We start from the raw sequence: 12149 nt of genomic DNA, 5'->3' as shown, positions 1-12149 counted from the left end.
GGGGTGGGCCGCCGCAAGCACAAGCTAATATATACCCAACTCTGGTGCCTATGGTGCTATCGCGCAATGGCCCTGACGGGCAGCCTAGGCCATGGGGCTTAGTTGCGGGATTACCGTTTTGCGCGTAGTTTGTAGATCTGGTTGTTTGGGTCCCTCCTTATGACCAGTGCCGGTCGGCACGGTCACCGTCACCCTTGCTTGGTAATCTGATCGTGCCGACCTACCCTTTTGACATAGAACCGCACCCCCTTTGGCAATTGAAGCGCCTGGCGAACGGGCGGCATGAAACTCATCCGAATGGCGTCACGCTTCGTCGCTAGGCGATGTGTTGCCGCCGGATCAACGTCAACTGCGGTTCGAGCTGTAGCGCTGGGAGCAAGACGCCCAGGAGTTACCATTGGGCTGCGCACGCTGAAAGGACGGGTTACTCCCGACGCGGCGAAGTCAAATCCGAGGATCGCAAGGGCCTTCAGCTGTCTGCTCGCGCCGAGTCCCTGCGATTCGTCTATCGACCGCTCGCCGAGATCCTGGTCGCGGAGCCCCTCGATACGATCCTGCAGCGGGTAGAGAGCACGATAGGCGAGCCTGCCAAATCACCATCTGTCGATGCGGTCGGCGGGAAGATTGAAGCAACGGTTAGAAGTCACCCCGGGCGACCCTACGGTTCAGGTCAATGCCGTTCGCAGGCCAACCAGATCGTCGGCATGTCCCATGTCCAGACCTTCAGCCGGCGCGCCCCACGCATCAGCCGCCAGGCCGGTGAACACGTCGAACACCGTCCAGCTTCCACCTGGCTCTTGCCTTAAAGTCGTACCGCTGCTGTGCCATGGGTCATTCGTTCAGCTTCCGATCCAGCTCGTCAAGCATGGACCGATGCTGCTCGGTCACATCCCAATCTGCTGGACCTCCCAGCAGTTGGCGGATTTGATGGCGCAGCGTCTCTGAAGTAATCCACGACCGAATGAGACGCGATGTAGCCTGCTGTTGCTCGGGAGAAAGCTCTTGCATGGTTGGCCCGCACGGTTAGACCGAGCCCAACCCCTTTGTGACCTTAATGGTTCCCGATGGATTGCCTGAAGAGAGTTGGAGCAGCAGCTACTCCGGCGCGACCGATAGAAAAAGTTCATCGCCGCGAAGGCCGGCTTTGTAACGTGCAATCAGGCTTTCGGCAGCCGTCGTAGCTTCGGGGCTTTCGCGGTTAATGCCGCGCAGCTCACAAAGCATATCGAACAGCCCCTGGAGAAGAGACAGTTCCTCCGGCTCGAAGGTGCCGTTCGCGATGCTTGTTACCAGCATGATCCCTGCCCCTGCATTGGCCGGATCATTCGAGCGGGTCAGGTAAATGTCAATTCGGACCAAGGTCTTGTCGGAAAGGCCTTCATCGCTCAATAGGTCACAGTGACGACAACCGTGTCGGTGTATACGCCTGCGGAAGGAGTAGCCTGCGGCGGGACGCGACCATAAACCGTGAAGACTTGCGGGACCCCAGTTCCAGTTCCCGGCACTGTGCTGCCGGGCACGGAAGCGTCGCCCCAAGGCTGAGTTCGATCAGCATTCTTGCAGAGGCCATAGGTCACTGTTTCCACGCCTTTCGACATCTTGCGAGTTGTCGGCGGCGATCCTGTCGTGCCGCCATTCAGCGAGACCGTGTAGGCCGCTGCTGGTGTGCAGGTGACTGAGACCTGGCCGGTGGCATCAACATTGCCGTCAAGTACCCCCTTTGATCCAAATTCGATGTTCTGCGTCGATACAAGGCAGTTGGCGGCGACCGTCGCATTGATGGTGAAAGTCGGATCAGCCGCCACCGTACCGGAGGCGGTACTGCAACTGCTGCCGGAGGTATAGCGATAGCGAAATTCGATCTGCGCACCGGAGAATGTCGAAAGGTAGGTTCCAGGTGGAACGGTTCCCTGCCCTCCGGCCACGGCGCCATAAATAGTCGCCGTTCCAGTGGCTGAGCCCAATACATTTGGGGGTCAATGCCAGTGCCGGAGGGCGGGAAGCGTAGGCCCAGGCAAAAGAACCCCAAACCACGCTGCGTGCCGAGTCGGGATAGAGCTGATAGTTGAGTGCGTTGGCTCCGCTAAACATCTAGCGGGCCGTCGCCGACGACGCGCCGCCTGTGCCGGCCGCAAGATGCGCACAGATCAGGATGCGCTGACCGACAATGCCGCTGCAATTCATGTTGATGGTCGCGGTCGTGTTGGTCTGACTGCCCGAGAGGGTGTCAACCAACCCGAAATTCATGTTCGAGACGCTGAAGCTGCAGCTTTGCGCCAAAGCGGACAACGGAAACATGGCAAAGGCCATGAAGATGACAAGACGGAGCATTCGTTCTCCCATGTTTACCTGCATGCCACGTCCTTGATTGCGACTTGCTGACCGGGTGCGGGCGTGTAGAAAAAATCGGCCTTGCAGGAGGTGCCATCCAGACGATCGATCACGACCGTGTTCTGTGCGCTTAAGCCTCGAATGTACGCCTCACCATCGTAACCGATGACAAACTCTTCGGAGCCAGCCTCCATGCGCCCCTTCAGGCCGGCTTCCAAAGGGGTCCCTGTGCTGTCGACCAGAGTGACGACCGCTGCTTCGGGCGCTTCCGAAACACCGAACTTCACCACGACCCCCCTGCGATCGGCTGGCATCACGACTTCCTTGGTTGCCGGAACGTCCGCATTCACTGGCAGATTCTTTGGATCGATGGAGACCGTGTTCGGTTCGTAGGAGTTAAGCCCGGGGACCAGGATGCGCCCTTGCCGATTGGTCTTTCCCACCGGCCTGTTCTGGAACTGGACGTCGACATCAGGAGCGCCGACTTCGACCACGGCGAAAGCATCGTCTATGCGATTTGTGGCAAAGACCCCGCCGCCTGCCACGGCAATCGCGCCATCCATTTGCGCAGTTGCCCGCACGTCCTTCCCGTATTGTTGGACGCCAGCCTCGAAGCGGGCGAAGCGCGCGCGATAGCTTGCTGCGGCCGACCGGTTGGGCGTGTCGCCTTCCGAGGTTCGTGCTCGCCAGCCAATGCTGCCGTCTTCCAACCGCTCCGACTTGGCGATGTCGGCGACGACATTCAGGCCGTCCGGTCCCTGCTCTATTCCCGTGGAAGCGGTGATATCGTCACCGAACGGAACCGATAGGCCGGCCAAGACTCCAAAGCTGCCGCTATCCTCAAGGTCGGTAAAGGCAGTGGCATAGAGGCTGCTTCGCTTGAATATCTGTTGGCTGTAGGAAAGGCCAACGATCTGGCTCTTCTGGCCTTCGGCACTTTCAAGATGCGTATAGGAGAGATTGAGGCTGGAAAAATCTATCGGCGCCGGGATGCTGAGCGTGAGCTGGTCTATTGCGCGAGGCACGCCCGCGCTGAAGATCGGCACGTCACCGGGCTCTGACAACGTCGGCTCTGCCGTCACCGCGGCGATGTCATCATAGTCGCCGAAGGCGCGTTGGATGCGACCGTAGATCGACCACCCTTCGTAGCTCATTTCCAGAGACGCGTTTTTGCGCTATCTACGGGCTTCAGGCCGACCTGCTTCACATGGCGACAACCTTTGCTTGCCTGCCTGTTCCGCGACGAGAGGAGGCAGGCATGGAACGGTATTTCTCGGTGGCTATTGTGACGCTGCTTTGCAGCCTAATGATTTTTGGCATGGCGCTGACAGTCGCCAGAACCCACAAGAGGACGGGCGTTCTCGCCCCGACCATGACTGGGGATCCGCTGCTTGAGCGGACAATCCGCGCTAATTCAAACTCGATCGAATGGCTGCCGGACTTTCTTCCGTCGATGTGCCTTTTCGCGGTCTACTGGAGCGCGCCATGGGCGGCTGCACTGGGACTGCTTTGGATAATGGGAAGGATTGCCTACTTCATCGGTTACCTGTCGGCACCGCTGAAGCGGTACCCCGGCTTCTTTATTCAATCTTTCGCCGCATTCGCCCTGCTCTTAGGCGCTCTTGGCAGGATCATATTCTTGATGCTGCAGGCATAGGTTGGGCGCTCAAGCCTTGCCACGTCACCCTCTGCTATCGGGCGAGAGTCTCAGGTAGGTGACCACGGAACGGTGGCTTTGCCAACGGCTCCCGATGTGTTTCAGCAGTGCGTATTTAGAGGTCACTTCGAGTGACCTTTCGCTTCAACTCGACAGCGTTCAAGAGGCGAACAAGAGTCCGGGCATAGCTTAGCCGGAGCGCCCACGGGTCTGCTGGCTGCCCAGTCAACACGTTAAACACGGTCCAGCTTTCGTTGGTTTCTTTTCTGAGTTCATGTCTTTGGTGAGTCACCGTCGCTAGCCATACATCAAGCAGTGATCGATGATTTCGTGTGTCACGGGGCAGCTTAGCAACGGGCGAAGCTATCGGTGGTTCCGGCGAAACGAATACGAAGCAGGCGGTTGGACCGGCGTCGATTCAACGGCTGATGTCACAATTGATGACTTGGAATGCGCCAGAGGTCGTCAGCGCGTGAGATAGAATGACTGACGGCTAACACCGCCTCGCCCTTCCTGCGCGATAGCCTGATGACCTTCAAACGCATGAGCTGACTCGCAACACTGCGATTCAATTTAGCACACGTTTAATTAGCTCCGGAGCATTTTAACGAATCGTTGACCGCGCTGTCCCATTATAGGACGGCGCGGTCAAACCCCAACCGGACTGCGCAGGCGGCTCCGGCACTGAAGCGCCCGCCCAACTGTCGGAGCCGCCACCCACACCAACATACCAGCAATGGTTGAATCAACCGTTACCGCATGTGCTTTCCAATGTGCTTCCCTGATCGTTAGACTTTGACCGAGCGACGGGAATATGCGCAGAACAGTTCGGTAACATTTGAGACAAGTCGATGGATATGACGAGCAATCCGATCTTGGTGGATCAATTCCCGGCAAGCTCTACAGCGGCGAGCCCAAGAAGGATATTCCTACATCTGTCCGACGTGCGGTCAGCAGGTCGACATGCGTGACCTTCGCCAAGGCGCTGGCCGCCGGTTGTGCCGCGCCGCCTCGCTCTGGTTTCCTGACATTCCGATCGCTTGTCAAACGATCCAGCCCACATGCCGCACTTCCGCCGGGAATCGGGTCCATGAACATCGCGGATCCCGCCGATCAGGTTCCTGAGCTGGCGCTGCGTCCATGAGCGGCGCAGGGGGATTTGATCCTTGCACTGAACCGTCCGAGGCGGTCTGCGAACAACTCGCCGTCCGGCCGGCATCGCCTTGTTCATGCTGCTCGCCCATCAGACCGCAAATTCCGCGACCATCGTAACGGTCGCACGCATCGCGTGATCGCTGAATTCGTGTTCACTGCAACCGCGGTGGTGGCTCATGCCCTCGCCTGGCATTCCGCCTATTCGCCGACCGAGGGGTGGATTGCGCTTTTCGATCCTGCTTTACCTCATTACCGGCCTGTTCTGGCTTCCAGTCGTGTGGATGCAGATCGAGATGCGCGATCTCTCGCCCTGCAGGCCGCGGCAGCGAAGCAAGCTCCACCACAGCGCTGCAACACCTTGGCACGTTCCGCCATTCCAGAAGGCGGCTACGACGACATGAATGCCATCACCATCTCCACCATTCTGGTTGTGGTCGCCCTGCGCCCACGGGCACATGGCCTGTAACTTCGCCGTGACCTCATCCCCTTGAGGGAACAATCAGACCGAGCCCCAGTTTGACCCAAACAAACACGGCCGATGGTTCGATGGAGGCATGCCATGAGATTTCCACACAGCACGACGGCCGCCGCCGCCACTTTCATAGCCCTCACGTCCCCGGCGCTCGCCCAGTCAAGCGGAACACCGGCACCCACGACGCCTGCACCCACGACGGCGACCGAACAGCCCGGCGCCGGGTCGAACGCAAACGGACAGGGGGGTGAACAGACACGCGAAATAATCCGCCAGATGGTTGAGCAAGCTGTCCGGGAGAGGATGCACCAGGATCGCGGTTCTGAAGAAGCTTTCCGTGACGAAGATAGCCGCAACGACCAGGGCGACCGCAACGGGCATGCTGACCCCCCCGATGAAGCTAGCCGGCATGGCGACCTTTGGCGAAATCGTGGCGACTGGGGCAGAGGACACAGAATGGCTCGACACCGTGGTCACCAAATGATGCGCGGTGCCGGCATGCGACTTATGTTCGGCCTGTTGGACACGGATGGCGACAGGTCACTGTCCGAGGCCGAGGTTCAAAGCGCGGTCGGCAGGATGTTCAATAGCATCGACGAGAATGGTGACGGCAACATCGATCTAGACGAAATCCAGTCCCTCCTGCACGGCTCCAACGTGCATGGCACAAACAACGAAGACATGCCGTAGCTGCATCAAGACTGAGGAGCCGACTTCAGACGGAGCGGCAAGCGAGTCGCGGTCAGGCGAAGGCGCCGTTTGGAATGGCCCAAAATATTCTCTCAAGCTCCCGGAACATAGGTCGGCCATTGCGGTTCGACAGGCGGCGGGCACGGTCGATGAATAGCATGGCCCGCTTGCCAAGCGCGGGTCCCGATCGACCTTGCCAACAGAGGAGCGGGCTATGCGTGCGTTGGTCTGGCACGGTAAGGAAGACATACGCTGCGATCAGGTCTCCGATCCAGAAATTGAGGATGAACGGGACGCGATTATCAAGGTGACGAGTTGTGCCATCTGCGGCTCCGACCTTCACCTTTACCACAACTACGTGCCAGCCATGCTGCCAGGCGACATTATGGGCCACGAGATGATGGGAGAGGTCGTGGAGGTCGGCAGGGGCGTCAACGGCGCTCTGAAGAAGGGAGACCGCATTGTCGTACCGTTCACCATAATCTGCGGTGAGTGCGACCAGTGCAAGAGACAGAACTTTTCGGTTTGCGAACGTACGAACCGCAAGAAGAACCTCGGCGACAAGGTGTTCGGGCACACCACCGCTGGTCTGTTTGGCTACACCCATTTGACGGGCGGCTATCCCGGGGGACAGGCGGAATACCTGCGGGTGCCGTTCGCCGACGCCACGCACCTAAAGGTGCCTGACAACCTTACCGACGAGCAGGTTCTCTTCCTCGGCGATATTTTTCCCACCGGATGGCAGGCCGCGGCACAGTGCGACATAGAGCCTACGGATACGGTTGCGGTGTGGGGCTGCGGCCCAGTCGGGCAGATGGCAATACGCAGTGCCCTGCTGCTCGGCGCCAAACAGGTGGTGGCGATCGATTGCCTGCCGGAACGGCTTTCCATGGGGGCGGCCGGCGGTGCCATCACCATTAATTTCGCCGAGGAAAGTGTCGTCGAACGGCTGCAGGAACTCACCGGCGCAAATGGCCCGGAGAAGTGCATCGATTGCGTCGGCATGGAAAGCCATGTCTCGCTGGCCCAGCCCGACACCGTCTACGATCGCGCAAAGCAGTTGATGCTGATGGAAAATGATCGACCGCATGTGTTGCGCGAGATGATCTATGTCTGCCGGCCGGCCGGCGTGATCTCGATCCCCGGCGTCTACAGCGGGCTGGTCGACAAGATTCCGATGGGACAGGCGATGAACAAGGGCCTCACCTTCCGCATGGGGCAGACCCATGTCACCCGTTGGACCGAGGATCTGCTGCGCCGCATCGTGGACGGCCAGATCGACCCTTCCTTCGTCATCACCCATACCGTCGGGCTCGAGCAGGGACCCGAGATGTACAAGGTGTTCCGCGACAAGCAGGACAGCTGCATCAAAGTTGTTTTGAAACCGTAGGGAATCGTCATGAACGTGGTCGCTAAACTCACCAACATCACCCGATCGCCTGGCGATCCCAAAGTGCTGCAGGCCGGGCCGAGTGTGGCCGATGCCTTCGATGGCCTTGCCCGCAAGCTCGGCTGGTTCAGCATCGCGCTGGGTGTCGTCGAGCTGGTTGGTGCCGAGCGGATTGCCGGTGCGCTCGGCATGAGCGGCAAGCAAGATCTCATCCGAGCCTATGGGGCGCGGGAGATAAGCAGCGGCATACTCTCGCTTTCCGTGGACAAGCAGGCTGGGCTTTGGAGCCGGGTGGCTGGCGACGGCCTGGACATCGCGACGTTGCTGTCAGCTTATCGGCATGACAATCCAAAGCGCGACAACGTGGGCATTGCGCTTGCCGTGGTCGCCGGCATCGCTTTGCTCGACATCATCGGTGCGAAAGGCGTCACCGCGCGCCACTCTCGCAGGGGGACCAAGCCGCGCGACTACAGCGATCGCAGCGGCTTTCCCGCAGGCACTGCCGCAGCCCGCGACTTTGCCCGCTCTGAGCGCGGCCAGGAGTCCGGCGCCGCCTGACAGAGTTGCCGAAACCTTCCGCTATAAGCTAGTCTGGGTTTCCAGCCCTAAAACCAGGTTACCGATTTTGAGCTCGAGCGAGATCGTAGCCGCGCAACTTGCTATCGACCCGGCCCCATCCTGCACATGCCGATTTCTACGCCGGATGCGACCTGCTCGACACGCCCCAGGCGTGGGTGGGGCGCAGTGCCTGCGAATTCGCCGATGGCGCTGACGATTTCCCGGCCGTCAGCATCGGTGATGATGGTGGCGTAGCGGGTCCGCCAACTTCCCGCCGCCAAGGCGGGTTTTTTGTTTCTGCCCCTTCGCGATCAAGGCTCCGGTCAGGCAGTTTCGAGACGATGACGGCCAGTGACACCAATCTGCCTTCGCTCAGGCTGCGGATGTAGTTCTTGCGCAACCGCCCAGGGCAAGGGATAATTCGGCTCGCCGGCAGCCAGCACGGCTTCGGTCCAGATCAGTTTGCCGCCCGGCTTCAGAACGCGAAAAGCCTGCCCGATGACGGCCGCCTTGTCGGCGATGTTCATGCCGACATAGAAGCAGATTGCCGCGTTGAATGTGTTGTCGGCGAAGGGCAGTTTCGGTCTTGCCCCCTCGCCCACCGACCGGATCCTTGATGTCGGCAGCGGCATTGGCGGCCCGGCGCGCTTCCTGGCCGCCACCTATGGCTGCCAGGTCGATGGTGTCGACCTCACACCAGCCTTTGTCGAGGCATCCGGCCGGCTGACCATGCTCAGCGGCCTTGACGAGAAGGTTCGCTTCCACGAAGCCGACGCGGCGCGACCTCGGTAATCTGGTGAAGCCGATGATTGCCGGGAGGGTTGGTTCGAGACCGCGATGGCATCGACACCCGTTCCGATCGCCCGCTCGGCATCCTCAGGATCGAGGATGCTCTTCAGAATAAGCGGCAGGGTTGTCAGCGAACGCAGCCAGGCAGTATCCGCCCAGGTCGGCATGGCCGCCGCTGCGCAGTGCCAACTTTGAGCACGCCGGTGTTCCGGTCCTTGAAGTATGGCGTTGCGAGGCCGTCGGGAATTATGAATCCTGCCCGGAACTGCCTACGGCGATCGCCTGGCGTCGGCATGTCGACCGTCACACAGATCGCCTTTGCGCCAAGTGCCGCCATGCGCTAAGAGTTGGCCATTAAAACCGCGATTGCTTTGCCAATAGAGCAGGAACCAGACTGGAGACTGGCTCACCGCCACGCCATCCTCGATCGCTGCATCGCCGTGGTCCCCAAAGTGAACACCGCTTCCGCCACTCCGGCGCCGCGCGCCGCCGCCACCTCGCTTCCGGATGCACCAGCCGCAGATATGCTATCGGGGCCAGGATGATCGGATGCGGCAGACTTTGCCCGAAGAGCGTGATCCCGGTATCAAGTCTTGTCACACGCGCAGCACGTGCCGCTTTCCCAAAGGCAAAGAGATACACCTCCTACTGTGTCAGCGCCGTTATCGAGGGGCGCTTGTTGAAGTCGCACTTGCCGGTGACGCTGTAGAAGAAGTCGGCATTTGAACACAACGTCGGCACGGTTGTGCCGCCGTCCTCCCAGGCTTGATAGCTGGCTACACCACAAGGCACGATGGTGAAGATGTCGACCTTCTGCCCAGTCGGGGTCTCGGTCCCCTACAATTCTCAGCATGTTTCTACTCCCGACGGACATTAGCCTTCGCGCATATACCACGCGACGGCAAAGCAAGGTCTGAAGCTATCGATCAATGTTTAATCGTCTCTCGCCGCCATGCCTGGGTCTTTGCCTCCAGGCTTCAGATTCAACAAACAACGCAGTATTGGATCAAAATCTCGCCAGCTACCGGGATTGCTGCAGGCAGACGCCACCGAACTCGAACTCCCAAGATGCAACCACATCTGACGCCGCGGCGTTTGCCGCGGACCTTCGGCTTTCAGGAGAAAGAGGAGCTGCCCTCTCTCCCCCGAGTCCTCACGCCCGAACGCGGATGATCGTCTTTCCCGAACGTCGCTCTTTCGAGTTGAAAGTTGCAACGGCGTCGTCGAGGGCCGCGACTTTGCCGATGTTCGTCCTCAGTGTTCCGTCCCGCACTCGCTGAATTATCTCGTATAGCTGGGTGCGATCGGTCTCGACGACAAAGTCAATCGCCAGGCCATCCGCTGGCCGCACGTCGGTAGGACCGACGACGGTCACCAGCGTGCCTCCGGCCCGGATCAGGGCTGCAGACCGCTTCTGAATGCCGCCGCCGATGACATCGAACACCAGATCGACGCCGCCGACGTCTTCCAGAGAGTCGTTCTCAAGATCGACGAATTCATTTGCGCCGAAGTCGAGCGCCTTCTGGCGGTCTGCAGTGCGTCCGGTGCCGATGACGTAAGCCCCGGCCTCCCTTGCAAGCTGCGTCACCATCGAACCGACGGCACCGGCCGCACCATGCGCGAGCACGCTTTGCCCCGCCTGAAGGCGGCCATGCTGGAACAGCCCCTGCCACGCGGTCAGGCCGGAGATCGGCAGGCTCGCACCCACCGTGAAGTCAACGTCGCCGGGCAGCGGCGCGAGATTGCGAGCTTCCATAGCGACATGCTCGGCGAGCGTGCCATCGCGATGCCAGTCTGCGAGGCCGAATACGCGCTGGCCGATTGACAGCCCCGTAGTGCCGTAGCCAAGCGCAGTGACCACACCGGCCATTTCATGGCCGAGGATCGATGGCGTCCGGTCACGAAAGGTTCGATCAGCCCAGGTCGAAGGCCACTCCAGTTCGGTGTTGACGAATCCCGCCGCATGAACCTCCACAACAACATCGTTTATTGCCGCCCGCGGCTCGGGCCGCTGTACCAGCTTCATCCCGGCCTCTCCTGCAGCCTGGTCCGTCACTACGATCGCTTTCATGGGAATTGTCTCCTCCGACATTTGTGTTGGGGTAATTAGCGGGCGTGGCAGGTCTTTCGAGCTTTCACGCGTCGGCTTCGCGTCCTCCACGACGACCTTGAGGTCCCTGCCTGGGTTCCTCGGAGCTCTCGCGCGCCCGCGAATCCAGGATTTTCGTTATGCAAAGTCCAGCACATCGGCCACCGGCATGCGCGGCTTCTGCGGCCAGTTGCCAGCTCGCTCCGGTCCGACGGTCAACAGCATGACCGGCACTTCGTCTTCGGCCAGGCCGAACTCGCGGTGCACGGCTTCAGCGTCGAAACCAATCATCGGCGTCGAACCCAGGCCCAGCGACCGGGCCATGTAGATGATCGCCGCGGCGCCAAAGGTCGCGGAGCGCACGGCTTCGTCGCGCTGGCGCTGCGGCTGATCGTCATACAGACCGCGAGCGGGGATTTCCCACTCCGGCACCAGGTGCGCCGGCATGATGCCGGCTTTCACCACGGGTGCCAGGCGGGCTGGAACGGTGCTGGCATCGGCCAGCTGGCCGATGATGATGAAGGTCACGGCCGCGTCGGTGATCGCGGGCTGATTCCGGGCGATCGGACGCAGCCGGGCCTTGGCTTCCGGCGAGCGTACGGCGATGAAACGCCAGTTCTGCAGGTGGAAGGAGGTTGGCGCGGACGTGCCGATACGCACCAGGCCGCGGATCTGGTCGTCGCTCAAGGTGGCAGCAGGGTCGTAGTACTTGGCGGCACTGCGGCTCAGGATCGTTTCGATGACGGCGTTCGTGGCGAAAGCGTTTTCGCTCTTCCCGGTCTCCCCGAAGATCTCGGCGGCTACGCGGGTTGCGGGTCCGGTGGTGGCGATGCAGTTCATTGGATGGCTCCCTTATCAAGTGATTGCGGAGCCCAATTTACGAGGACGAGTGATTATTTCGAGACTGATTCAGCTCAGTATGATGCGCGAAAGGATCAAACTGCGCCTTCGCGATCCCAGACCGTGTGCGTTACTCGCCCTTGTGCGCCAGTCGCCGCCACTCCCCCGGCGTCATCCC

General features: G+C 60.4%; 13 protein-coding genes and 3 pseudogenes. 6 read left to right on the top strand and 10 right to left on the bottom strand.

Annotated elements, in window-relative coordinates:
- Positions 1-1095 precede the first annotated feature (1095 nt).
- The 4 genes and pseudogenes from EN949_RS26460 to EN949_RS26450 form a co-directional block, all read right to left on the bottom strand.
- Positions 1096-1389 (bottom strand): hypothetical protein, encoded by a 294-nt coding sequence (locus tag EN949_RS26460; RefSeq protein ID WP_164754994.1) that lies wholly within the window; start codon positions 1387-1389, stop codon positions 1096-1098.
- Positions 1386-1964, bottom strand: coding sequence for a spore coat U domain-containing protein (locus tag EN949_RS37295; RefSeq protein WP_263499185.1), 579 nt, complete (start codon positions 1962-1964; stop codon positions 1386-1388). The genes EN949_RS26460 and EN949_RS37295 overlap by 4 nt, the downstream gene beginning before the upstream one ends.
- Before the next feature lie 127 nt (positions 1965-2091).
- A complete protein-coding gene (locus tag EN949_RS37290; RefSeq protein ID WP_245487238.1) occupies positions 2092-2331 on the bottom strand; it encodes a spore coat protein U domain-containing protein in 240 nt (79 codons plus the stop codon).
- Between the two features lie 14 nt (positions 2332-2345).
- Positions 2346-3500, bottom strand: a pseudogene (locus EN949_RS26450) (fimbria/pilus outer membrane usher protein); the annotation flags it as partial.
- A gap of 89 nt (positions 3501-3589) precedes the next feature.
- Here EN949_RS26450 and EN949_RS26445 point away from each other — a divergent pair.
- The 5 genes and pseudogenes from EN949_RS26445 to EN949_RS26425 all read left to right on the top strand — a co-directional run bounded on the left by EN949_RS26445 (position 3590) and on the right by EN949_RS26425 (position 8253).
- On the top strand, positions 3590-3988 hold the full coding sequence (locus EN949_RS26445) for an MAPEG family protein (protein WP_127366653.1): 399 nt from the start codon (positions 3590-3592) through the stop codon (positions 3986-3988).
- A 1211-nt stretch (positions 3989-5199) separates the two neighbouring features.
- A pseudogene (locus EN949_RS26440) lies at positions 5200-5451 on the top strand (DUF2269 family protein); the annotation flags it as partial.
- Between the two features lie 467 nt (positions 5452-5918).
- Complete coding sequence (locus EN949_RS36705; RefSeq protein WP_245459276.1) at positions 5919-6305, top strand: hypothetical protein; 387 nt, start codon at positions 5919-5921, stop codon at positions 6303-6305.
- 214 nt (positions 6306-6519) lie between these two features.
- On the top strand, positions 6520-7695 hold the full coding sequence (locus tag EN949_RS26430) for a zinc-dependent alcohol dehydrogenase (protein WP_127366655.1): 1176 nt from the start codon (positions 6520-6522) through the stop codon (positions 7693-7695).
- A 9-nt stretch (positions 7696-7704) separates the two neighbouring features.
- Positions 7705-8253, top strand: coding sequence for a hypothetical protein (locus EN949_RS26425; protein ID WP_127370476.1), 549 nt, complete (start codon positions 7705-7707; stop codon positions 8251-8253).
- A 323-nt stretch (positions 8254-8576) separates the two neighbouring features.
- On the opposite strand, the gene EN949_RS26415 is transcribed toward EN949_RS26425, so the two are convergent.
- Positions 8577-8780: a hypothetical protein gene (locus EN949_RS26415; RefSeq protein ID WP_348629904.1), complete on the bottom strand. Its 204-nt coding sequence runs from the start codon at positions 8778-8780 to the stop codon at positions 8577-8579.
- Positions 8781-8811: 31 nt separating this feature from the next.
- On the opposite strand from EN949_RS26415, the gene EN949_RS36700 reads away from it, so the two are divergent.
- Positions 8812-9045 carry a methyltransferase domain-containing protein gene (locus EN949_RS36700; protein ID WP_245459419.1) on the top strand — a complete coding sequence of 78 codons (234 nt, stop codon included), beginning with the start codon at positions 8812-8814 and terminating at the stop codon, positions 9043-9045.
- Between the two features lie 68 nt (positions 9046-9113).
- On the opposite strand, the pseudogene EN949_RS36695 reads toward EN949_RS36700, so the two are convergent.
- The 5 genes and pseudogenes from EN949_RS36695 to EN949_RS26390 form a co-directional block, all read right to left on the bottom strand.
- Positions 9114-9209, bottom strand: a pseudogene (locus EN949_RS36695) (alpha-hydroxy-acid oxidizing protein); the annotation flags it as partial.
- Positions 9170-9337 carry a hypothetical protein gene (locus EN949_RS37285; protein ID WP_348629905.1) on the bottom strand — a complete coding sequence of 56 codons (168 nt, stop codon included), beginning with the start codon at positions 9335-9337 and terminating at the stop codon, positions 9170-9172. The pseudogene EN949_RS36695 and the gene EN949_RS37285, both read right to left, overlap by 40 nt.
- 59 nt (positions 9338-9396) lie before the next feature.
- Positions 9397-9642 carry an alpha-hydroxy-acid oxidizing protein gene (locus EN949_RS36690; RefSeq protein ID WP_245461906.1) on the bottom strand — a complete coding sequence of 82 codons (246 nt, stop codon included), beginning with the start codon at positions 9640-9642 and terminating at the stop codon, positions 9397-9399.
- 553 nt (positions 9643-10195) lie between these two features.
- Entirely contained in the window at positions 10196-11113 is a 918-nt protein-coding gene (locus EN949_RS26395) for an NADP-dependent oxidoreductase (RefSeq protein WP_127367358.1), read from the bottom strand.
- Between the two features lie 156 nt (positions 11114-11269).
- Positions 11270-11971 (bottom strand): nitroreductase family protein, encoded by a 702-nt coding sequence (locus EN949_RS26390; RefSeq protein WP_245459417.1) that lies wholly within the window; start codon positions 11969-11971, stop codon positions 11270-11272.
- Between the last annotated feature and the right edge of the window lie 178 nt (positions 11972-12149).

The sequence above is a fragment of the Mesorhizobium sp. M7A.F.Ca.US.007.01.2.1 genome (assembly GCF_003998165.1).
Lineage (GTDB): Bacteria > Pseudomonadota > Alphaproteobacteria > Rhizobiales > Rhizobiaceae > Mesorhizobium > Mesorhizobium ciceri.
This window is presented reverse-complemented; position numbering and strand designations above follow the sequence as displayed.